Annotated in this window: 14 protein-coding genes and 2 pseudogenes; 9 read left to right on the top strand and 7 right to left on the bottom strand. The window is 35.7% G+C overall.

The window, feature by feature from the left end; all coding sequences use genetic code 11:
• Positions 1-22 precede the first annotated feature (22 nt).
• The 5 genes and pseudogenes from H4J65_RS17625 to H4J65_RS18130 form a co-directional block, all read right to left on the bottom strand.
• Positions 23-1,258, bottom strand: coding sequence for an efflux RND transporter periplasmic adaptor subunit (locus tag H4J65_RS17625; RefSeq protein ID WP_182198990.1), 1,236 nt, complete (start codon positions 1,256-1,258; stop codon positions 23-25).
• A 2-nt stretch (positions 1,259-1,260) separates the two neighbouring features.
• On the bottom strand, positions 1,261-2,676 hold the full coding sequence (locus tag H4J65_RS17620; RefSeq protein ID WP_182198989.1) for a TolC family protein: 1,416 nt from the start codon (positions 2,674-2,676) through the stop codon (positions 1,261-1,263).
• A gap of 35 nt (positions 2,677-2,711) precedes the next feature.
• Positions 2,712-3,680: a M56 family metallopeptidase gene (locus H4J65_RS17615; protein ID WP_182198988.1), complete on the bottom strand. Its 969-nt coding sequence runs from the start codon at positions 3,678-3,680 to the stop codon at positions 2,712-2,714.
• Positions 3,677-4,066: a BlaI/MecI/CopY family transcriptional regulator gene (locus tag H4J65_RS17610; protein WP_182190357.1), complete on the bottom strand. Its 390-nt coding sequence runs from the start codon at positions 4,064-4,066 to the stop codon at positions 3,677-3,679. Before H4J65_RS17610 ends, H4J65_RS17615 begins: the two co-directional genes overlap by 4 nt.
• A gap of 675 nt (positions 4,067-4,741) precedes the next feature.
• Positions 4,742-5,628, bottom strand: a pseudogene (locus tag H4J65_RS18130) (IS3 family transposase); the annotation flags it as partial.
• A gap of 268 nt (positions 5,629-5,896) precedes the next feature.
• Between H4J65_RS18130 and H4J65_RS17600 the strand changes: the two are divergent.
• The 7 genes from H4J65_RS17600 (at position 5,897) to H4J65_RS17570 (ending at position 19,046) form a co-directional block, all read left to right on the top strand.
• Positions 5,897-8,860, top strand: a complete 2,964-nt coding sequence (locus H4J65_RS17600) for a SusC/RagA family TonB-linked outer membrane protein (RefSeq protein ID WP_182198987.1) — start codon at positions 5,897-5,899, stop codon at positions 8,858-8,860.
• A gap of 46 nt (positions 8,861-8,906) precedes the next feature.
• Positions 8,907-10,613, top strand: a complete 1,707-nt coding sequence (locus H4J65_RS17595) for a RagB/SusD family nutrient uptake outer membrane protein (protein WP_182198986.1) — start codon at positions 8,907-8,909, stop codon at positions 10,611-10,613.
• 73 nt (positions 10,614-10,686) lie between these two features.
• On the top strand, positions 10,687-13,812 hold the full coding sequence (locus H4J65_RS17590; RefSeq protein ID WP_182198985.1) for an FG-GAP-like repeat-containing protein: 3,126 nt from the start codon (positions 10,687-10,689) through the stop codon (positions 13,810-13,812).
• Between the two features lie 408 nt (positions 13,813-14,220).
• Positions 14,221-14,451, top strand: coding sequence for a hypothetical protein (locus tag H4J65_RS17585; RefSeq protein ID WP_182198984.1), 231 nt, complete (start codon positions 14,221-14,223; stop codon positions 14,449-14,451).
• A gap of 354 nt (positions 14,452-14,805) precedes the next feature.
• Positions 14,806-16,116 carry a sugar porter family MFS transporter gene (locus H4J65_RS17580; protein ID WP_182198983.1) on the top strand — a complete coding sequence of 437 codons (1,311 nt, stop codon included), beginning with the start codon at positions 14,806-14,808 and terminating at the stop codon, positions 16,114-16,116.
• Positions 16,117-16,125: 9 nt separating this feature from the next.
• Entirely contained in the window at positions 16,126-17,739 is a 1,614-nt protein-coding gene (locus H4J65_RS17575) for a glycoside hydrolase family 32 protein (protein ID WP_182198982.1), read from the top strand.
• A 59-nt stretch (positions 17,740-17,798) separates the two neighbouring features.
• Positions 17,799-19,046, top strand: coding sequence for an MFS transporter (locus tag H4J65_RS17570; RefSeq protein WP_182198981.1), 1,248 nt, complete (start codon positions 17,799-17,801; stop codon positions 19,044-19,046).
• Between the two features lie 67 nt (positions 19,047-19,113).
• Here H4J65_RS17570 and H4J65_RS17565 read toward each other — a convergent pair whose 3' ends face one another.
• Entirely contained in the window at positions 19,114-20,106 is a 993-nt protein-coding gene (locus H4J65_RS17565) for a LacI family DNA-binding transcriptional regulator (protein ID WP_182198980.1), read from the bottom strand.
• Between the two features lie 257 nt (positions 20,107-20,363).
• On the opposite strand from H4J65_RS17565, the gene H4J65_RS17560 reads away from it, so the two are divergent.
• Complete coding sequence (locus H4J65_RS17560) at positions 20,364-21,365, top strand: carbohydrate kinase (protein WP_310649953.1); 1,002 nt, start codon at positions 20,364-20,366, stop codon at positions 21,363-21,365.
• A gap of 127 nt (positions 21,366-21,492) precedes the next feature.
• The gene (pgi, locus tag H4J65_RS17555; RefSeq protein ID WP_182198979.1) at positions 21,493-23,121 is read left to right on the top strand and encodes a glucose-6-phosphate isomerase; all 1,629 of its coding nucleotides are present in this window, start codon (positions 21,493-21,495) and stop codon (positions 23,119-23,121) included.
• 287 nt (positions 23,122-23,408) lie between these two features.
• Here pgi and H4J65_RS17550 read toward each other — a convergent pair.
• Positions 23,409-23,577, bottom strand: a pseudogene (locus H4J65_RS17550) (IS110 family transposase); the annotation flags it as partial.

The following is a 23,577-nucleotide window of genomic DNA, read 5'->3' as shown; positions in this document are numbered from 1 at the left end:
ATTGTAATTAAGAGGGAAACCCTTAATGATCATGTGATGCGCCAGATTTTTCAACATCGGCTTTGAGGATATAACTATTCTCAGTGACATATTCAGTGCCTACGGATATACCGCCTAACACTTCAATTTCATCACCCACTATGCGGCCTAATTCAAGCATTCTTACTTCATATTCATTGCCAACCTTGGCATAAACCACGGTAAAATCACGAAAGCTCTGCAATGCGTTACGCTTTACTGCCATTTCTACGTCAAATGAGCCAACTTCAATTTTTGCACTCACAAAAGAGCCTTCAGATAATAAGGAATCACTATTGCTTACTAAGACACGAAATAGCTTCGCCTGATCATTCCTAACTTTTAATACTCGGCTATCAATTTTACTTGTGTACTTTTCTTCAACACCATTAATGTTAAGCGTTGTTTTTGCGCCAATATTAACTTTGGTTAAATCCAAAGGAAAAACAGCTAGCTCAGCAACTAAGGTTTCATCATTAGTCACCGCAAGTAATATTCGGCCTTTAGTTTGCTCACCAGAAGTAACGTTAACCGCACTCACAATGCCTTTTTGAGCTGATGTCACCTGATAAGATTGCAAACTTTCATTACTTTCCAGAGTGAGTAATAATTGACCTTTCTTAATTACATCACCTAGCTTGACGTGAACTTTTTTAACCAACCCATCGAATCGAGCATAAACATTACTGGTAGCATCGGCTGGTAACGTTAACTTTCCAAACACTTCAATGCTTTCATGGAATGTTGATGGCCCGACAACTTCAGTAGAAATTTCCATTGCTTGAGCAATCTTCTCCTCAATACTTGTTCGACCTTCAAAATTGTCATATTGCCAACTGTAAGTTTTTCCCTGATATTTAGCCGTTAGAGAGACAATAAATGAGTGAGGTTCGTAGATAACCAAATCACCACGAAGATACTGGCCTTCTTGAAAAAAATTAATGTCATCAACACCATCACCTAATCGGGTTAATTTTACATTTAGCTCTACTTTCGCAGGGTCGATAGCTTTTCCATCCTCAGTTACCCACACACGAAACTCAGGGGGTACTCCCGTTTCAAAAATGGATAGTTCAATGGCAAAATTATCTTTTTTCAACATACGTCCACGATTTGGCCCTTTCTCTGGCTCAGCTTCTTCTACCTTTTGCTCTGAAACGGCAAGACTAGAGAAACTTGTACTTAAGCTAACAAAGCACAGAGTGCTTATTAGTGTTAATATTTTAAATGTTGATTTCATGATTATTTCTCGTTATTTTTTTCAATAGAATGAGCGTTAAAAGGTGCATTAGCGTTTTTATTAATGGCAACTAGGGACGTACCCGTTAATCGCTCTATTTCAATATTGTTTAAATGGGCATTTTGATAAGCAGCAATCAAGTCTGACTGCGCATCCAATAACTCTTTTTGAGTATTCGTCCACTCGGTATAGCTATATCGGCCAATCTTGTAGGCTTTTTCAGCCTCAACAAAAGCTTGTTCAAGCACAGGTATAAGGTTTTTAGTCATAGTATGAATGACATGTTGGCTGTGTTTCATTTGTTCAATAAGCACATACAACTGTGTATTCAATTGATGAACGAGTGCTTGTGATGCTGTTTCTAATTCGTTTTGGGAAGCACGTAGCGCATTTATTTTCCCTTGATTTTGATTGCTATCACCAAAAGGAATTGAAATTCCAGCGACTAAACCAAAATCATCGGTTGTTTCGTAACGTCTTAATCCCGTTGTAAATTTCCATAGTGGTTTAGTTTCAATACGAGCAAGTTCAATTTCAGACTGAGCAATGCGCTGTTTTGTAGCGAAAAGACTGACCGAAGGCAGTTGTTTTAGATGAGTAAATAATGAATCAACATCGCTGCTATTGGTTAAAGGTAAGTGTGGTAACGATAATAATGACCCAATGATATTAGTTTCTTTATGTTGCTCGCTTTGCCCCTGTCCTTGCCACTGCGCTAATAACTGATATTTACTGGCATCTACTTCATGGGTTAAGTCTTCAACAACTAATTCTCGTTTAGTTACTTCAGCTTGTGATTTTAGTTTATCAACCAAAGAAGACTTTCCTGCATTTACACGTTTAGTAACGGCTTCAAATGATTTAACCGCTTGCTTTAAGCTCATTTTTGACAGTTTTAATCGCTCTTCGTTGACCAACACTTGGATGAAATATTTTGCTGTTTGTGCGGCTAAATCTAGTGCTTTAATTTCTCGCGTAAATGCAACGGTTGATCCCTGAACCTTAGCATTTTCCACTCTATTTTTTACTAGAGCGTTATCTAAAATCCATGAGATCGATAGTGTGGATTGAGCACTTTTAAAGCCACTATGATCACCCGTACCCATTGCATCCTCAATGGTAAGTCCAACTTCTGGCCTAACCTGAATACTGGCTTGTTGCGCATACCCTTTATATATTTCAGCTTGATTAGCAAATACTTTCAGCTCTGGGTGCATACTCATGGTTTTAGATATTGCGGTAGATAAATCAATCGATTTCAGGGTGCTGCCTTCTGAGTATGCATAACCTGAGTATGTATAAGCTGAGAGTGTTGAAGTGATTATCAGTACCACAGTGCTAAATTTTAAATAACGCCTTGATAAAAACCGATTAACGGTCGGTTTTTTATTTGTGAACGATTGAGTAAATAGTTTCATTATTATTACCTTGGATTAAGCCTTAAATTATTATTTTAATGATCGAATAGCGTTTCAATAGCGTGATGGAGGCTATCTACTGAGGTCATTGATATGACGGCTAATAGTATTATGGTGAGTAAAACCACTTTCATTGGAAAAGGTTTGAGTTGAGTATCATTAAGCAATGCTAATACTCTTTGTTCAATTGACTGACGACAAAAGTGAACCAGTAATTCACTTTTGAACTCTTCATGTATGGAATATTTAGCCGCTAACTTGGTAAACCTCACTAATGTACCAGCAACATTGTGCGCCTGTTGTTGAGTTTTTACGAAGAAAGAATCAGCCGCTTGCTCCATGGTAATTGCCATCATCGATTTCAATATTTTCTTAACATTAGATGAAAAATAAGAAGACAATAATGAAAACACCCATTTTTTCAGCGGGTCAGCATAGTGTAAATGAGCAAGTTCATGTTGAATGATTATTTCAATGTCGTCTGAATCTAGTTGCTCCATTAAGCCTGTAGATATAAAGCACGATGGTTTGAGTAATCCCCCTGTGAATGCTGTCGGGATCGATGATTCTATTATAAAGACGTTCTCACTCTTCTTTATCGCTAAAGTACGCAACACACTTATCTGAGAGTAATTTTTGTAAGCTATAACTAAGCTACGAACAGCAACGGTGAGACTGAAGCCGATGAAGAGAATTAAACTAATACTATGCCAGCTTAAAAAATAATAAATATTAGGATGATGCCAGTGAGCTAATTCAGTTAGCCAAACAAACATTGCCCCTGATTGAAAAAGAGGGCTAAATAACAGCGTTACAGATAACGCAATAATCCAAGGTGAAAGCACACATAACCAGAGTAACGATTTACGGGTAGACACTGTATAACTTTGAATTTTATTTTTTACCGACCAAAAAGCAAGCGAAATAAAGCCATTTGCAACGATAAAAGCTAACACGGCAATCGTGAGTAAATTAAATACTAACGCCCAATGACCATAAATCATTTTTCGACCTTTGTTTTTAATTTTATCCGCTGTTGCTCAATCATAGCTTCCAGTTTATCTAACTGCTCCTCATCGAGATCAGATGAAATTGAAGAAAAAGCCGCGACAACGCTATTTTCATCTTTAACAACAAAATCATGAGTAACACTTTTAATTAATTGCCCTATTAATTCTTGGCGAGCAACTTTAGGAAAATATTGATATGCGTGACCGTTCTTTACACGACTTAACAGATCTTTTTTAAATAAACGTTCTAACGTGCTTTGAATAGTATTAAGAGAGCCTCCTCGATTTTTTTCGAAATAGCTATGTACCTGCTTGGCATCAGCAGGCTGGCTTTTCCATAAATATTCTAGAACTTGCTTTTCTAATTCACCGAGTAACATAATATTTATCACCATCTTTAAAGTGTCAGAATAGTGCCACACAAAAAACCGAGAGGCAATCGGTTTTTAAGTATTTCCTAAATCTGAATGGAATATTTTAAGTTAATTGAAATTGCTGAAAGATAAAAATTTAAATTAACTTTTATCTTTAATAATAAATTTCATCAAAATATTAATGATTTTTATCACGCCTCGAATGCTCAGATGAGTTTTCAAATCGAATTAACCAAAGGTCGTATCCTAGAGAACCTTTTTGGCGCTGATTTAGGGTGTTAGAAAAGGTTTCGTTTATTGCTTAGTTAGCGTTAAGAGATTGAATACCACTGTCCGCATGAGCTTAATATAGTCATTAGAATTAACGAGTGGCTAACTTCCGCACTGCGCACAAAGTGATCGTTAATAATTCAAAAGTGTATGACCGCTTTGGTGGCTAAGCAGACTATTTATTAAGACAAATTCGTGTCTAAATTAGGTCAGCTAAGTGGCATAGTGAGACTTAGATAATCACTTTAACCGCCATGAATATTTTCTGCTGCGAAGGTCTTCTTGGTGCGCAAAGTGAAAATTAACTTAAAAAGTTTCCCCATATGTTTTCTAATGAATTTATTGAGTCATATTACTGATAAGTCCATTAGCTTTAATTGTTTTTAGGTTAATAGTCTCAGGAACATCTCTACTTTCCGCAACGGCATTATCCCAACAGTAATCTTTCTTACTCATACTTTCAATAAAGCCATTATTCTTGAGTAATGTCCGGTACTGGTGACTTGCATACTGAACCTCTTGGTCGGAATAAACAATTAGCCCTTCATCAGGTTTTCGTTGCCAAATAGCCATTGTTAGCGCATCACAGACAAGTTGAGCCTTCATCCTCGACCCGATGCTCCAGCCAACAAATTTGCGAGAGTACAAGTCAATAACAACGGCTAAATAAAGCCAACCTTCTGCTGTCCAAATATAAGAGATATCACCAATAAATGATTGATTTGGCTGGGCTACGGTAAATTTTTTTTATAAAGAGGCTTATTGTGATCACAATTGGTTGTTACTTTATATTTCTTTTTATAACGAACCCACACATTCGCTTCTTTCATTAATTTGGCAATATCTTTTACTAATCCAAGCATTTCTTGGTGTGTTGCATCATCTGTTTTATCTGTACTACGCTTCTGATAACTATAATAATTATTACTTTTTACGCCTAAAACCTGACACGTTAATTTAACAGGCCAGATCTTCTTATGTTAGGTAATAAACGAATATTTCACTTCACTTCGTTTCTTTTGCAAAGAAGAACGTTACCTTTTTAATATATCGCGTTCCATTGCTAGGCGTTTGACTGAGGCTTTTAATTTACGGTTTTCATCTTGCTCTGGTGTTAATTAATCATTACCTCTGAAAGCTTGACCATCTTCACTTTCTTCTTCTTTGAGCCAAAAACCAAGCATTTACGCACTAACGCCTAGGTTCCTGCTAGCTTCTGCAATGTTGAGGTTTTGATCTCTGGCTAAAAAAATTGCATCGAGTTTAAATTCTTTGGTGTATTTGTTATGTTTTGTCATTTCTGCTCACCAGTTAAACTTATTATGTCTTAACTGGTGTAGTCGAATCCATTAAACCACGTCATGCGATGGTGACTGATAAAACGTTATATGAATATTTAAAATAAAGTTTGAAATAAAGTTTGAAATATATTCGCTAGTAGATTACCGTACAAAGACAACGTTGTTTTTATGTTGAAGGGAATATAGTTGGGGGAATATAAATATCAACTTTGTTTTAAGTTTGTACATATTATTAATAAATTCGTTTTAAGGAAATATAACTATAATGAAACACTTTAAAATTAACAAAATCACAGAAAAATTAAAGGCGGTAATCAAAGTTAGTCCTATTTTATTGTTACTCCCCATAGCATCAGTCCATGCAGAGGAAGAAAATAAATCAGCTATTGAAAATGAGAAAGAAGTTGAAGTCATTGTCATTTCAACTGGCTATAGTTCAATGAAGAAGTCTGATTTAACGGGTGCTATATCTACCGTTAAATTTGAAGATATTATTGATTTACCAGCGGGTAATGTAATGCAGAACCTACAAGGTAGGGTTCCCGGTTTACAAATCACATCTAACGGTAATCCAAATGCCTCAGCCACAGTACGCATTAGGGGGCAAGGTCTTGGTCCGTTAGGAAATAATGACCCATTATATATAATTGATGGCATTCCTACTAAATCAGGTTTACAAGAAATAAACAGTAATGATATCGAAAGTATTCAAGTACTTAAAGATGCTGCGGCCGCAAGTATTTACGGTGCTCGTTCGGGTAATGGTGTGATTATTGTAACCACCAAACGTGGTCGTTCTGACGATATCAAGGTTAATGTTCGCTTAAATCAAACTTTTCAAGATTTTAACTATGATTTAAATCCTTTAAATACATTACAGCGAGGTCAAGCGGTCTGGCAAGCGGCTGTTAATGATGGTTCTAATCCTAATTCAGCAAGTCCTCTATATAATTATGATTGGAATGGTGATTTTAGTAATCCAACGCTAAATAGTGTCATTCTACCTGCTTATACTGACCCTCAAAATGTACAACAACCTGCCGATACAAATTGGTTTAATGAGGTTACTCGTTCATCTAAAGTTACTGATTTTAATTTGTCAGTTTCTGGAAAAGGTGAAAAATCTAATTTTTATACCTCTTTTGGATTTTATGATGCCGAAGGTATCGTTGATGGCTCAAAGTTTGAACGTTTATCTTTTCGCATTAATTCAGATCACCAAGTTATAGAGGATACCCTAAAAGTTGGTCAAAGTTTTATAGTAACTAATCAAACGGCTAACGTTGTTAATGATTTAGCGGGTCAAATTTTAGGTTTATCTATTGAGCAACAGTCAATTGTTCCTATTTATAATGATGTGGGCGGTTGGGGTGGGCCTGTCTCAGGTATTACTGATAGAGATAATCCGGTACGTCTTATCCAAATGAACAAAGATAATGAAAGTACTTATAATAAAGTAATGGCAAGCTTTTATGTAGAATATTCTCCAATTGAAAACTTGACTCTCAGAAGTAGCTTAGGAATAGATTATGGGCAATTAAAGTTCCGTAATTATACACGAGCATTTGAGGCAGGCTCATTAAGCTTTTCTGATGAATTGGCAGATACCAATAATTGGAGTCGCAGTATTACCTTAGCTACAACTGCTGAATACAGATTATTAGTTGGAGAAAAAAATAATTTTACCTTTTTAGCTGGTGTCGAACAAATAGACTTTGATAGTGAAAATTCTACTGGCTATGGTGCTGGTTTTGCTTCAGATTCTCGTGATTTTACTCATCTTTCTCAAGCTACGTCTAATATAAGAGTTGAAGGCGGAGGTGATGAATGGAAGTTAGATTCACAATTTGCACGAGTTGATTATAACTATGATGATAGATATTTACTCGCAGCAACCGTTAGGCGAGATGGATCATCAAAGTTTGGCTCAGATAATGAATATGGTACTTTTCCTGCTTTTTCAGCAGGTTGGCTTATTTCAAATGAAGGTTTTTTTGATATTGAAGCGATTAGTCATTTGAAATTAAGAGCGAGTTGGGGTGAAACAGGTAATCAAGAAATTTCCAGTACGGCCACGTCTACAACTTATGAACCCCGTTATGCCACACAGTCTTTATTTACTAATGAGCAAGATGAAGGTACAGCCTATGATATTGCCGGTAATAATGGCGGCACCTTACCTTCAGGGTTTGTTCGTGCTCAAAGTGGTAATAACGATTTAAAATGGGAAACATCAACCCAAGCGAATATTGGTATTGATATAGACTTATTTAACAATACTGTTTATGCCAGTTTTGATTGGTTTGATAAAGAAACTAAAGACATACTAACGTTAACCAACCCTATAGCTACTTTAGGTGAAGGTGCTCAAAAATGGGTAAACGGTGGCACTATTGAAAATAGTGGTGTTGAATTTATCATTGGATATGCTGACGCAATCGCTTTTAATGCGCTTGATAATGATATTTTCTTTGATGCTTCTTTTAATATTTCATCAGCTAAAAACAAAGTGACCTATCTTCCTGAGGATGTAGTTAATTCATTTGGTGGTAATGGTCAAGATAAGACTATTTTAGGCCATTCAATCAATTCAATTTATGGTTATGTTGCTGATGGTTTATTTCAAAGCCAAGAAGAAGTTGATGCACATGCCACGCAAGCAGCTGCTGGAATTGGTCGTATTCGTTGGACTGATTTAAATGGCGATGGTGTTATTAATGCTGATGATCAAGACTTCTTTACTGATCCAGATCCTGACTATATCTATGGCTTTAACGTTTCTTTGTTCTATAAACAATGGGATTTCAACATGTTTTGGCAAGGTGTTGAGGGTGGCAGTATCAGAAATAGTTGGCGTGGGTTTACTGATTTCACTTCACTTAATATAGGATCTAATTACGGAGACAGAGTTTTACATGCTTGGTCTGAAACGAATACAAACTCTGACGTACCTGCTTTAACACTTGTTGACAATAATGGTGAAGGCCGTCAATCAAGCTTCTTTTATGAAGATGGTAGTTATTTGAAACTAAGAAATCTTTCTATTGGTTACACCCCCGAAGATGAATTTTTAGAGCAATATGGCATTGTTGATGCCCGATTATACTTAAGAGGCTCGAATCTGTTGACTATTACACCTGATGGTACCTTAAGCCAAGATCCTGAAACGCCAAATGAAGTATTTCCTGTTGCAAGAAGTATCAGTATTGGCATCGATTTGACTTTTTAATCGTTATTATTTGTAACATTGACAGAACAAAATTTGAGAATTAATTATGAAAAATTTAAAAAAATTATTAACAGTAAGTTTAATATCAATGGCAGTTGTTTCATGTGGTGGTGATTTGAAAGTAGCACCTAAATCTGTGTTAACTCAAGAACAAGTGGCAACAGCTGAAAATGTGGATGCCTTAATTATTGCGGCTTATTCTTATTTAGGTAACGACCATTATACTGCTCCAAACTTTCTATGGCCTACTGGAAATTTAAGAGCCGGAGATGCACATAAAGGTGGCAACGGACCAGCTGATATATTTGCTTACCATGCACTTTCACTTTATGAACCATTAGTACCTGAAATGGAATCCTTTCCACCTGATTTAATTGATCTTAATGATAAAAAATGGGGGAGAAATTATACCGGTATTTCAAGAGCTAATGCTGCATTGCAAGTGATTTCAGCCGCTGAAAGTGGTTCAATCAAAAATGTAGAACAAAAACAAGCAGAATTACGTTTTATCCGTGCTATTTTTTATTTTGATTTAAAAATACATCATAAGCACATCCCTTATATCGACGATAGTATGACACAAGAGCAAATTTTATTGACGACTAATCGTGATTTAACCGATCAGCAATTATGGGACAAAATTGTGGATGATTTTAGGTTTGCCGCTGAAAATCTACCTGATGTGCAAGACGATGTTGGCCGTGCCTCTGCCTTATCCGCTAAAGCATATTTGGCAAAAACGTTACTCAATCAAGCCTATATACAGGATGATACCCATAGTGTTATTTCTATTGATGACACTAAATTAGCAGAAGTCGTTGATTTAGTAACTGAAATACAAGCTTCTGGTGTGTATAGCTTAACATCTGATTTTGCAGAAAATTTCTTATTTGAATTTGAGAATAATGCAGAATCTGTTTTTGCTATTCAACGTTCAATTGATGATGGCAGCCCTGATGGTCGTGCAAGTTGGCCAAGCGCATTAAATGCACCGCTAGCGGGTGGATTTGGTTGTTGTGGCTTCCATGTACCCACAGAAAACTTTGTTAATGCTTTTAAAACTGATGCTAGTGGTTTACCAATGTTTGAGCACTATAATGATTCTAATTATATTTATTCAGATCCGGTTGATCCTCGCTTAGATCACACGGTAGCGATGGAAGGCAAACCATTTAAATATGATCCAACATTACTACACGGAGGTGATGATTGGGCACGTGCACCAGCAATTTACGGCAATTTTACTGGTATGAAAGATCTTGAACATCCAGATAGCCCAGCACGTGCAGAGAATGGTCCATTCACTGTTTGGGCAATGAATACGGTATTAATACGTTATGCCGATGTATTATTATGGAAAGCTGAAGCGTTAATTGAGTTAGATCGAAGTGATGAAGCATTACCTATAATTAATAGTTTGCGTACCCGTGCTAATAGCAGTTCAGGTAGGTTAAATAATGCGGGTAATTATTCAATCTCAACATATCCAAGTTTTGCTAATCAGGATGTAGCTCGACGTGCTTTACGTTGGGAGCGACGTTTAGAATTAGGTCTTGAAGGGCATAGATTCTTTGATTTAATTCGCTGGGGTATAGCTAAAGAAACTATCGATAGTTACTTAACTGTTGAAAGTGTTAGAAAGCCTTACTTAGTTGATGCGGTCTTTACTAAAGGTAAGCATGAGTATTTACCAATTCCTAACTTACAAATTAATTTAAGTGGTGGTATTTACATTCAAAATCCAGGTTATTAATTAACCCCCAACCTTAATTAGTCTTTAGGCCTGTAATTTTTCAGGCCTTTTTTTATTAATAATGTGTATTTCTATGAATGCTAAAACTAAAAAAAAACAGCTTAACCAATATTATCTAGAAAATAAAATATTAATATTTTGCTTTATTTACTTATTATGCTTTTTTACCCAAGCAAGTGAAAATTTATCTATAAGGCATGATGATCTTAGTAATAAAGAACATGCAATCGATAAATTATTAATTAAAAAAATATCTGAACATAATCTAATTCAACAGGTACAAAATTTACCAACGGGTAACGAAGCTAATGGTGCTTTGTTTGATTTAGGTAAACAACTATTTTTCAGTAAATCACTGAGCATGAATAATGATGTTGCTTGTGCCTCATGCCACCACCCTCTATTAGGTGGTGGAGATGGCTTATCCTTATCTGTTGGGGTTAACGCTGTAAATGAAGATATAATTGGCCCAGGAAGAGCACATGATGGTGACAGAAATATTGACCCACTTGCTGATGGAGGACCGAATGTTCCACGTAATGCATCAACAATATTCAATTTACATTTATTAAAACGTGCCGCCTTTTGGGACGGACGCATTGAAATAATTGATAACAAACAAACAGATACCTCTAAGTCAACTGTTTTAAGAACCCCTGATAGCTTAATGAATCTACCTGACAGCACTGTTGGCGATGATTTTATTCAAGCTCAGGCAAGATTCCCTTTATCTTCGCTTCATGAAATGTTTGGCCACGGTCCAAATAAATTTAAAAGCAATGAGCAAAAACGGGCCTTGGTTATTCAAAAATTAATAAAAAATTATCCGGATAGAAAAAACCCTTGGTTACCTTTATTTCAAGAAGCCTTTAACTCCATCACGAAGAATGCAGATCAACTAATCTCGCTTGATAATGTAACCAAAGCACTTGCACACTATCAAAAGTCATTAATTTTAGTAAATAACCCCTGGTTTGATTATATCAACGGTAACAAAGCAGCTATATCAATTACAGCTAAAAAAGGGGCTTTGCTTTTTTATAACTCATCTAAACAAGGTGGATACCAATGTTATCAATGCCATAAAGGTGCAAGTTTTAGTGATGAAAAATTTTATAATTTAGCAACGCCACAAATTGGAAGGGGTAAAGATGGTTTTGGTAATGATCATGGTCGTTTATCTCATACCTCAAATATACAAGATAAATACAAGTTTCGTACACCACTATTATTGAATGTACAAGTGACTGGACCTTGGAGTCATGCAGGAGCTTTTATCGATCTTAAAAATATAATAAAACATCATATACAACCGAAAAAATCATTACACAATTACGACTTCTCCTTAGCACACCTATCTCAATTTACTAACTATTCAGCCAATCAACAGCGCTCAAAAGCATTAAGTTTAGAGGCACTGAAACAACTAGATCAATATCAAATGAAAAGTACCGATGAACCAAGCAATATTGATCAAGATACAGCTCAGCTCGAAGCATTTTTATTTTCATTAACAGACCCTTGTATATTACAGAAGGCATGCTTACAAAAGTGGTTTTTAACCAATAATGATTTAGGGCCAGATAGCAAAGCCTTACAAGCAAAATTTGCTAGCTTTACCGAACAACCTGATACGTACAGGCCTGCCGCTTTTAAAGGTGACATAATTAAGAGTGAGGTTATTGTTAATCCCAATGAAATTAAATGGTTTAGTGATGTTACCACTGCAAGCGGTTTGTCTTACTCATTGGCTAAGCCAAGTTTCTCTGATGAATATCACTTGATGGGGGGCGGTGTTGCCGTTGATGATTTTAATCACGATGGTTGGTTAGATTTATTTATTAGCCACTCGATGCAGCCTGGAAAATTATTGGTTAACAACGGTAAAGGTTCATTTGTAGACGTGACTGAAAAAATAATGGGTAAATTGTCTGAGCGACAGTTAGGTGCTTTATTTTTTGATTATGATGCCGATGGTGATAAAGACTTATTATTAGTAGAAGATGATATTAATCAAGGTTATTTCAGGCTATACGCTCAGCTTCCAAGTGGTGTTATGCGGCCTGTGTATAGTAAAGCCGGAATAAGCTTTAAAAGGTTTACTCATTCATTATCCGCTGGTGACTATGATGGTGATGGTGACTTAGATCTATTTGCTTCTCATTGGGGAGACGTTATCACGCCTATCCGTAAAGGTTATTTATGGAAAAACAGTGGTGTTGGTATGTTTGATGATGTAAGCCATCTGCTCCCGCAGACTAGAGTATCCCCATTGTACCCAACATTAGATGTTAATTTTGTTCCGATTTTTAGTGATATTGATAACGATAATGACCCTGATTTATTGATAGCTGCTGATTATGAAACCACACAAGTGCTTCGAAATGATGATGGGCGATACGTAGATAATACCGCGGATATAATCTCTGATGAAAATGGCATGGGATCTGCTGTTGGCGATTATGACAATGATGGAGATTTAGATTGGTTTGTCAGCTCAATTTGGAACCCCGTAGAACAAAAAGCTTATAAAGGCGGTACTACAGGGAATCGTTTATATAATAACGATGGAACAGGACGTTTTAATGATGTTACTGATATTGCAGGAGTTCGCCATGGTTACTGGGGATGGGGGGCTTGTTTCGCTGATTTTAACAATGATGGTTGGCTTGATATTTTTCACACAAATGGCATGCGTACTGGCAGGATTGCAGAGAACTCTGCTGTTGGTCAATTTTATCAAGACCCAAGCCGTTTATTTATTAATAACCAAGATGGTACATTCACAGAAGCCTCACAATCATGGGGTATCACACATACCGCACAAGGAAGAGGGATCAGCTGTTTAGATTATGATAAAGACGGCGATATTGATATTTTAATTGCTAATAATGGTGCCTCACCTACGTTATATAAAAACAATAATTTAGCAGATAATAATTACCTTTCTGTTAAGTTATTGGGTAACAAGCAAAACCCAGATGCGGTAGGCGCTAAAATCAGTATCACAATTGGTACTAACAAACAGCTACGTGAAATAAGACTAGGTTCTAATTATTTATCTAATGATCCGTTAATTGCACACTTTGGTATTGGTAAAAATAAATTGATCAATAGCTTGAAAGTTACATGGCCAAATGGTGTAACTAACATTTTTCACAATATAGAAGTGAATAATCTAATCGAGATAAAACAATAAAATACCAAGTAATTATCTCAGATATTGTCATCGAAACAACTTGAATATGTTTATTACGAACCATAAAAGACAAAATTGTTCATATTTTATAAAGGTAATCGTTAAATCTTAGTTGGGTTTTATTTCTCACTGCTTGCGGTGCAAAAAGGAAGATAACCTAACTATCTAAATATACCATTCTTTGCATAGAAAATTTCGCCTAAGCGAAGCCCTTGGCGGGGAGTATTATTCATTAATGAATATCTTTACAGTTTACTTAACGCTTTAAATAACCTTGTTATAATCGCTATTTTAAATACTAATAAGGTCTAAAATTTCTGATAAACGAATAAAAAATAGAACTAGTACGTTAAAAATTATAGTGGAAATACATGATAAAAAAAATTAGCAGCCACAATTTATCTTTCGGTGCTGGCATTAACTGATTGTAAAATAGGCATTAAAGATCCTAAAGGGGATGAATTAAGCAGTGATGTTGAATTAATGATTTCTGAACCAATTGTACTTGTAGATAAAGGATTTAGTGAAGTTAACGTAGATCGAATTTTAACCCATGTGAATGTTTCAGGCGATGCCTTCATTCAAGTGATCGGTAGCTTTGATAACGCTCTTACAAATGGTTGGAAACCCTGCATCTGAAGGTTCATGGCGTGATAACGCAGGTATTGAGTGCTGATACGAGTGGTATTTGAAAGCTTTGTGCTGAATACCTGTAGCCCTTCATATAGAAATGGCGGTGATGATTGGCAAGATATTGATTTTCTGCTTGTATTGGAAAATACGTATTTATGATAATGAAACTGACGGTTGTGGTTTTGTTAGTTTTGATCACGTAAATATGAGTGTTCAGGCTAAATAAAAAACGATAGTTTAATCAATATATAATTATAATATCGAAGAAAATATTTTGCTTGGATATTATCCAAATTAATAAAGACAACGTTGTTTATATGTTGTAATATGTCAAAATAATAATTTTTCGGGGAGTAAAAAATGAATAAAATAACCTTTTGGTCCATTACCGTTGCGGTTGCTGGGTTCTTATTTGGTTTTGATACAGCAGTTATTTCAGGCGCTGACCAGCCTATTCAGGCGTTATGGCAAACTAGCCCACTATTTCATGGATTATTTGTTATGTCTTCAGCTCTTTGGGGGACTGTGATTGGTGCACTTGGTGGTAATTATCCCTGTGATAAGTTGGGCCGTAAAAAAACCTTAGTTTTAATTGGTTTTTTATATCTACTATCGGCTATTGGCTCCGCACTCGCTAGCGACCCATATAGTTTTGCTATCTTACGTTTTATTGGTGGTATTGGTGTCGGTATCTCATCAATAGTAGTGCCTGCTTATATATCAGAAATAGCACCGGCTAAAAATCGTGGTCGCTTAGTGGCAATTTATCAATTTCAAATTGTTTTTGGTATTCTAATTGCTTTTTTATCCAATTACTTACTTTCAGGCATTTCTGATGTTGATTGGCGACTGATGTTAGGTATAGAAGCCATTCCTGCTTTCATCTATTTAGTTATGATATTGCGTGCTCCTGAAAGTCCACGCTGGTTAATTCTACACGATAATAAGGTTTCTCAAGCTAAAGAGGTCATGGTATCTCTGGGTGAAACCCAAGCCGATAAAGTGGTGAAAGAGATACAACAAGATGCGCTTAGTCATCGAAAAGATCCTCTATTTTCAAAAACCTATAGCTTTCCAATTTTACTAGCACTTTTAATTGCAATGTTTAATCAGTTATCGGGTATCAACTTCATTATTTATTATGCGCCGCGTGTTTTTGAATTAGCGGGCTTAGACAGTAGCTCCTCTTTGCTTTCCACTGCTGGTGTTGGAGTGGTGAATTTATTATTTACCATGTTAGGGGTCTATTTAATTGATAGAGCGGGTCGTAAGATGCTGATGCTTATAGGTTCACTCGGTTATATTATTTCTTTGTCTGTTGTGTCGTGGGCGTTTGCTACAGGCACTGGTGGTATGTTGGTGGTGTTTTTTGTCTTTGCTTTTATTGCTTCACATGCCATAGGTCAAGGGGCGGTTATCTGGGTTTTTATTGCAGAAATTTTTCCAAATAGTGTGCGTACTAAAGGGCAGTCATTAGGTTCTGGAACTCATTGGATTTTTGCGGCGATAATTACTTTGGTAATGCCATTCTTTCTTACAAACTACGAACCTAGTCAAGTGTTCTTTTTCTTTGCAGTTATGATGGTATTACAGTTGATTTTTGTTATAAAATTAATGCCTGAAACGAAAGGTAAATCATTAGAATCCCTCTCTCTCATATTATCAAAATAGGTCAGTACTATGCGCAATTTATTGTTTTTATTAATTTTATTATCGTTATCTGGATGTCTAATGTCTAATCAAAATGTAATCAATAACCTCCCATATGACGAAAGTGGCGGTGTAAGTTATTCGGATCAGTATCGTCCTCAGTTTCATTTTACTCCAAAAGAAAATTGGATGAATGATCCTAATGGTATGGTGTATTACCAAGGTGAATATCATTTATTCTATCAATATCATCCTGAAAGTACTGTGTGGGGCCCTATGCATTGGGGACATGCTATTAGTAAAGATTTAGTGCATTGGGAGCAATTTCCAATTGCTTTATATCCTGATGAGCTGGGAACTATCTTTTCAGGTAGTGCGGTTGTTGATTGGAACAATACATCTGGATTAGGTACTACAGAAAATCCTCCTTTGATTGCTATCTACACCTATCATAGTCATGAGCTTGAAAATATTGGTAGAAATGACTTTCAAACTCAAGCTATTGCTTATAGCTTGGATAAAGGTAGAACATGGGAAAAATATAGTCAAAATCCAGTACTACCAAATCCTGGAATTAGAGATTTTAGAGACCCTAAGGTTTCTTGGCATGAAGAAAGTCAAAAATGGATAATGGTATTAGCACAAGCAGACCATATTGGTTTTTATTCTTCTACTAATTTAATTGATTGGAAATTAGAGAGTACTTTTGGAAAAGAGTGGGGGGTGCATGCAGGTGTTTGGGAGTGTCCAGACCTTATTAAAATGCCAATAGAAGGAACTAGTGAATTTAAATATGCTTTAATAGTTAGTATTAACCCTGGTGGTCCTAATGGTGGTTCGGCAACACAGTATTTTGTTGGTGATTTTGATGGTAAAACATTTACGTTAACAGATGACTTTAAAGAGGATGTTAAACAGGTTATTGGTAAGGATGGTATTGTTGAGTCAGGTGTTTGGCTTGATTATGGCACAGACAATTATGCTGGCGTGACTTTTTCAGATGTTCCTAAAAATGATGGTCGAGTGCTTTTTATGGCTTGGATGAGCAATTGGCAATATGCGAATCAAGTACCAACTGAGGCGTGGCGAAGCGCGATGACCATACCAAGATCGCTAAAATTGGATAATTCGTTGTCAGGTTTGCGAATAACTTCACAACCCGTTGAAGAATTAAATAAATTAGTCAAAAATAAGCAACACCATGGAAATTTAACGAGTGAAAAGAAATATGAACTCATCACGGCGAGTGATAGTTCGAAATTATATCGGTTGGAGCTTGATGTTGTTCCTTTAGATGCAAATTTAATTGATTTAGTGTTTGCTAATCAATTAGGTGAAAAGTCTATATTAACTATAAAGGTTAATGAAGGTGTTATTAATTTTGATCGCACTCATTCAGGAAAAGTTGATTTTGAACAAGGTTTCCCATCAATACAAAAAGCACTTACTACTAAAAATTTACTTAAATATACATTAGATATTTATGTTGATCATTCATCGTTTGAAATATTCATAAATAATGGTAAAACCGTAATTACGTCTATTGTTTTTCCTTCAATACCTTACTCTAACGTTAGCATAGAAGGTAACACCATATTCAATATAGATAACCTCACTATAAGTGAGTTGAAATCTATTTGGTAACATAATTGACAAAAGCCAATGCTATTTTTTTAGTTATAATTTTTAAAGAGTAGGAAGTGATGAGAATAGAAAAATCGAGTTATTATTTGTTAAGCGGTGCATTATTTTGTTTCTTCTTGACGTGGTCATTTTCATTTTCATTATTTTCTATTTGGTTGAAACAAGTTATATCGTTATCCGGAGAGCAAATTGGCATGGTCTTTAGTATCAATGCTGTTGCTGCTTTACTGGTAATGCCTTTTTATGGGTTAATACAAGACAAATTAGGGTTAAAAAAACAATTACTTTACGTTATTGCCGTTACATTAATATTGATGGGACCTTTTTTCGTTTATATTTATGCGCCACTATTAACTAGTAATTTTTATCTTGCGGCTTCTCTAGGTGGTTTAGTTTTTGCTATTGCTTTTAGTGCCGGTATTGGTGTACTTGAAACTTATATTGAGCGAGCAGGTCGAGCGGTAGGCTTTGAATTTGGTAAAGCAAGAATGTGGGGCTCGCTAGGCTGGGCATTAGCAACTTTTTTTTCAGGTTCATTATTAAATTTAAATCCCAACTATAATTTTTGGCTTAGTTCATTATGCGGAGCTGCATTTTTAATTCTAATCGTTTTTGTTAATACACAATCACTTGTAAAAGTTCATGACGAGTTTAATGGGGTATCTACGGCACCAAAACTTCACGATATTGTTGGCTTGTTTAAATTACCTCAGTTCTGGCAGTTTATTGTATTTGTACTTGGGGTTACGTGTATCTATAGTGTATATGATCAACAATTTCCTATTTATTTTTCATCGCTATTTCCAACAGAAGAAGAAGGGAATGTAACTTATGGCTATTTAAATTCATTTCAAGTGTTTTTAGAGGCAGGAGGTATGTTTGTTGCGCCATTTATAGTTAATAAAATAGGCGCTAAAAATGGGTTAATATTAAGTGGTGCTATTATGGCTATTCGTATGATTGGATCTGGTTTTGCTGATGATGTTATATTTATATCAGCGATGAAGTTACTTCATGCAGTAGAACTACCCATATTGCTTGTAGCTATATTTAAATACATTGCAATAAATTTTGATAAACGCTTATCATCAAGCATTTATTTAGTGGGTTTCTTAGTGTTTAGTCAAGTAGGCGCATCAATACTGTCAGTTGGTATTGGAACTTTATATGATAATATAGGCTTTGCAGCGTCTTATAAAATTTTAGGTAGTATTGTTGCTATTTTTACCTTCATATCTATTTTTATACTAAAGAATAGCTCTGAGAAACATCAATCTATTGAACTAGTTGAAGAGACAGCTTGTTAGCCCAGGATTAACAAAACTGTGATACCTCGTCGCTTGCTGCGGGGATGTCTTTGTTTGCTATTCTTTATTAAAAAGACTCCCGTTCAATTAGCTTAAATTTTTCTTTATGTTCAATTATACCGGTTTGGCCGGTTAATAAGTAATTCATTGCCCATTGCCCCATTTCATAGTGAGGTAATGCCATTGTTGATAATGTAGGATGTAGTAATGATGGAATAGGCTCCCAATTATCGAAACTTGCAATACCGATATCATCTTTTACTTTATAGCCCATCTTTTGAAGTACGAAATATACTTCAGCTGCCATAGGATCTTGACCACATATTATAGCATCTGGTCCAAAAGTATTAATTATGCGCCTTGTAGATTCTCTAGTTATTGATTTTTCTCCATCATCAGTTTCTATCATTACTGATTCTATGTATAAATTTTCCATTGGTAAATTACTTTGCTTAAACGCATTTATTACTCCTTGTTTTCTGCCCTGAGCTGCAATAATATTTTCATTCAAATTTAAAAAGGCGATACGTTTATAGCCTTTAGACAGTAACTTGTTAGTTAATACCTCAGCCGCATATACTTCATCAGGAATTACTGATGGCAGGTTGTTTTGAGAAGAACTACAGTTTACTAAAACCGCTGGGATATTTAATAACTCGTGTGGTATATCTAATTTTCTATGAAACATTGAAGCATAAATAATACCTTCTACACGATGTTCAAATAGATGTTCAACAGCTTTCTCTCCGCTATAGCGTTTTTCGTCTACGTTAAGGACCATTAATTCTTTATTATTATTCCATGCTAAATCTTGAGCACCACGAATAATATCGAAAGTATAAGGTGTACTCAGTAACTCGTCTGCAATCAGTCCAAATATGCCTGATTTCTTTTTTCTAGTCAGACTAGCAGCTCTATTTGGCCGATAGCCAAGTTCTTTTATCGATTGTTCAATTTTCTCCCTGTTGATTTTTTTTACAGTCGGATCTTTGTTAACAACCCTAGAGACTGTTTTAAAGGATACACCTGCATGTACTGCAACTTGTTTTATAGTAACCACTGTTCTTCCTTTCAAATTAACTCACATTCATTTTAAATGAATTAACATGATAATTTAATAATCTTTTCAAATTATTGTTAGGTTATACAGTTTACCATTAAACATAAGGTTTAATGGTAAACATAGCACGGAGTTTATTATAGAAATACCTTGCACTATCTAAATGAATATAGTTTAATAATACAAAAAGACAACGTTGTTTATATGTTTTGATATTAGTTATTTAATAAGTCTCAGATTAATTCAACCTGTTCAAAATGTTAGATTTATTAACTCCCCCTATGTATGTAGAGATTATCATGAAAGTTATTTGTATCGGTGAAATTTTGATTGACTTTGTTTGTACGCAAGTTAATTCAGGTTTAAAAAAAGGTTGTGATTTTGTAAAAAAAGCAGGTGGAGCACCTGCAAATGTAGCAGCCTGTATCGGGAATTTAGGTGGTGACTCTCAGTTTATTGGTGCGGTTGGAAATGATCCCTTTGGAAGTTATTTATTGGATCGCTTGCAGAGTTATAACGTAAATGTTGATTTTGTACAGGTACTATCTACCCCAACTACATTGGCTTTTGTTTCTTTAGCTGACGAAGGGGAAAGAGAGTTTACGTTTAATCGAGGAGCAGATGAACAATTAACGTTAACAGACTCAAGGCTTGAGTCATTACTTGATGATTCTATTATTCATTTTGGCTCAGCAACAGCTTTACTTGGCGGTAACCTTTTTGATAGCTATTTAGCGGCGGTAAATCATGCAAGCTCTAATGGCAACCTGATTGTTTTCGACCCTAATTATCGAATCGATTTATGGAAAAATAATATAGAACAGTTTAAGGAACGTTGCAGTATTTTCATAAAAATGGCTGATGTTGTTAAGGTCAGTGAAGACGAATTGGAATTACTGACAGGGATGAGTGTTCAAGGTGAAGCTTGTAATGTTTTGCATGAACAGGGAGTTAACTTGGTTTTTGTAACGCTTGGTAAAGATGGCTGCTTAGTTTCTCAAAACGGTAATCAATATATTGTTCCCGCATATGAAATAACTGCTGTAGATACTACGGGGGCAGGTGACTCATTTATTGGTGCAATTCTATATCAAATGGCTAATAGCTCAGGTATCGACATCTTATATGCAGATAAAATGGAAGAATTTGTAGCATTTGCTGAAAAAGTTAGCGGTATGGTCTGTTCAAAAGTTGGTGCAATGACCGCATTACCAAGTTTAGATGAAATTAACAATACACATTTTATAGTAAAAAAGTAAATTTTGAGTGGAATAGTGTAAATAGTTTTTTAATTCTACACTTTTGCTATTTAATTATTATTTAAGGTTTTATTTTTTTAGCTTAATAACTGAACAATCTCATGTTAAAAATTAGGATATAACTTGTATGTTACCAAGCACCCCTGAGTGGAAATCTCTCGTAAATCATTACAATAAAAATATACATATACAAATGCGTGATTTATTTACTCAAGATACTGAACGCTTTAATGATTTTTCGCTTTCTGCGGCTGGAATAATGTTAGATTATTCTAAGAACCGTGTGACTGATGAAACCATGCACTTGTTGATGAATTTAGCTCAATCATCGGATTTATTGAATAAGCGTGACAAAATGTTCAGTGGCTCTGCTATTAATACCACTGAAAACCGTCCAGTATTACATACCGCGCTACGTAACTTTTCAAATAAACCTGTCTATGTTGATGGTGTTGATGTGATGCCAAAAATACAAACAACACTGGCTAAATTAGAACGTTTTGTCAATGATATTTCATTAGGTAAAAAGGTAGGTTACACCGGAAAAGCGTTTACTGATGTGGTGAGTATAGGTATTGGAGGCTCCTTTCTTGGACCTAAGATAATGTCAGAGGCACTAAAGCCTTATCAACAACCGCAGTTAAAGGTACATTTTATTGCTAATGTTGATGGTTGTCATATTCACGATGTATTGGCTAAGGTAAACCCAGAAACAACACTTTTTATCACGTCATCGAAAACCTTAACCACCCAAGAAACCTTACGTAATACGTTAACCGCACGTGATTGGTTTGTCGCAACCGCAAGCGATGAAGAAGTTAAACATCACTTTGCTTGTGTTTCTTCTAATGTTGTTGCCGCACAAAAGCTAGGTATTGAGAAAGAAAATATTTTCCCAATGTGGGACTGGGTAGGAGGACGTTATTCTGTCTGGTCTGCTATTGGTTTACCCTTGGCGTTAGCGATAGGCTATGACAATTACCGTGACTTTTTACAAGGGGCGTTTGAAATGGATGAGCATTTCACCCATGCGCCGCTTGAAAAGAACTTACCGGTTATTCTTGCGGTACTGGGTATTTGGTACCGCAATTTTTACGGTGCTCAATCGCAAGTATTACTGCCTTATTACCATTATTTGCGCGGTTTACCGGCTTATATTCAACAACTGGATATGGAAAGTAATGGTAAATCAATTTCAGTTGATAATAAGTCTTTATCTTATGATACTGGCCCCATTATTTGGGGCAGTGAAGGCACTAATGGTCAACACTCGTTTCATCAACTTATCCATCAAAGCAAAACCCCCATTCCAGTTGATTTTTTGATGCCATTATTCCCATATCATGATGTGGGTAATCATCATGATATGCTCGCTTCAAACTGTTTTGGTCAAAGTCAGGCGTTGATGGCGGGGCAAGGTCTTGAAGAAGTTAAAGCCGCAATGAAAAAGGCAAACTGTGATGTCTCCGAAATTCAAAAACTGTCTACTCACAAGGTAATGGAGGGCAATAAGCCAAGTAACACGCTTTTATTTGAAAAGCTTACCCCTAAGGTGCTTGGCAGTTTAATTGCCATGTATGAGCATAAAGTTTTTGTCCAAGGTGTCATTTGGAGAGTGAATTCTTTTGACCAATGGGGTGTTGAATTAGGCAAGTCGTTAGGTAATAAGGTATTAACAAAAATAACTGACCCTACTGAAGTTTTAGATATGGATGGTTCAACGAATGCATTAATTAAGTTGTATCGAGATCGCTAGTTTCTGAAGTTAACGAATAAATTCAGTATGTAGCCAAATCTATACTCATGTGATTGGTCAGCATTCATCAGGGACCCTTAGCCCCATTGATAGATAACTTAACCATTAGAAAAAGTATCTCTTTTTTATTTTGCTGATGTCCTCAGTTAGCATTAACTATTTGATGATGAATGACCGCTTTGGTGGCTTAGTTGTCTGTCAGGGTAAAGGTAAACCTACGTCTTCTGAACATTACAAACAACTTAAAAAGCTATCGATGATAATGTCCGCTCTACGCCCTGAGACCTTTAACAAGCTTTTTCTTTAAAAAGTAATGGCGAATTTCTGTCGCTCAACGCTTTTAAATACTTGGCTTCATTGTATGGCTCTTTAGTTTTCCAGCATCGAAATACGATCCGTATCCACTTAAATGCTAACGAACGCACAGCTGCCTGGTGAGTATTGCCTTTTTCCCTT

This window comes from Colwellia sp. MB02u-9 (genome assembly GCF_014077085.1).
In the GTDB taxonomy this organism is placed as follows: Bacteria; Pseudomonadota; Gammaproteobacteria; order Enterobacterales; family Alteromonadaceae; genus Cognaticolwellia.
The sequence above is the reverse complement of the archived record's forward strand: the minus strand, read 5'-3'. Positions and strand labels throughout refer to the sequence as shown.

Coding starts and splice junctions, on each gene's coding strand:
- H4J65_RS17625 (WP_182198990.1), bottom strand. CDS start 1,258: ATGAAATCAACATTTAAAATATTAACACTAATAAGCACTCTGTGCTTT.
- H4J65_RS17620 (WP_182198989.1), bottom strand. CDS start 2,676: ATGAAACTATTTACTCAATCGTTCACAAATAAAAAACCGACCGTTAAT.
- H4J65_RS17615 (WP_182198988.1), bottom strand. CDS start 3,680: ATGATTTATGGTCATTGGGCGTTAGTATTTAATTTACTCACGATTGCC.
- H4J65_RS17610 (WP_182190357.1), bottom strand. CDS start 4,066: ATGTTACTCGGTGAATTAGAAAAGCAAGTTCTAGAATATTTATGGAAA.
- H4J65_RS17600 (WP_182198987.1), top strand. CDS start 5,897: ATGAAACACTTTAAAATTAACAAAATCACAGAAAAATTAAAGGCGGTA.
- H4J65_RS17595 (WP_182198986.1), top strand. CDS start 8,907: ATGAAAAATTTAAAAAAATTATTAACAGTAAGTTTAATATCAATGGCA.
- H4J65_RS17590 (WP_182198985.1), top strand. CDS start 10,687: ATGAATGCTAAAACTAAAAAAAAACAGCTTAACCAATATTATCTAGAA.
- H4J65_RS17580 (WP_182198983.1), top strand. CDS start 14,806: ATGAATAAAATAACCTTTTGGTCCATTACCGTTGCGGTTGCTGGGTTC.
- H4J65_RS17575 (WP_182198982.1), top strand. CDS start 16,126: ATGCGCAATTTATTGTTTTTATTAATTTTATTATCGTTATCTGGATGT.
- H4J65_RS17570 (WP_182198981.1), top strand. CDS start 17,799: ATGAGAATAGAAAAATCGAGTTATTATTTGTTAAGCGGTGCATTATTT.
- H4J65_RS17560 (WP_310649953.1), top strand. CDS start 20,364: ATGTTAGATTTATTAACTCCCCCTATGTATGTAGAGATTATCATGAAA.
- pgi (WP_182198979.1), top strand. CDS start 21,493: ATGTTACCAAGCACCCCTGAGTGGAAATCTCTCGTAAATCATTACAAT.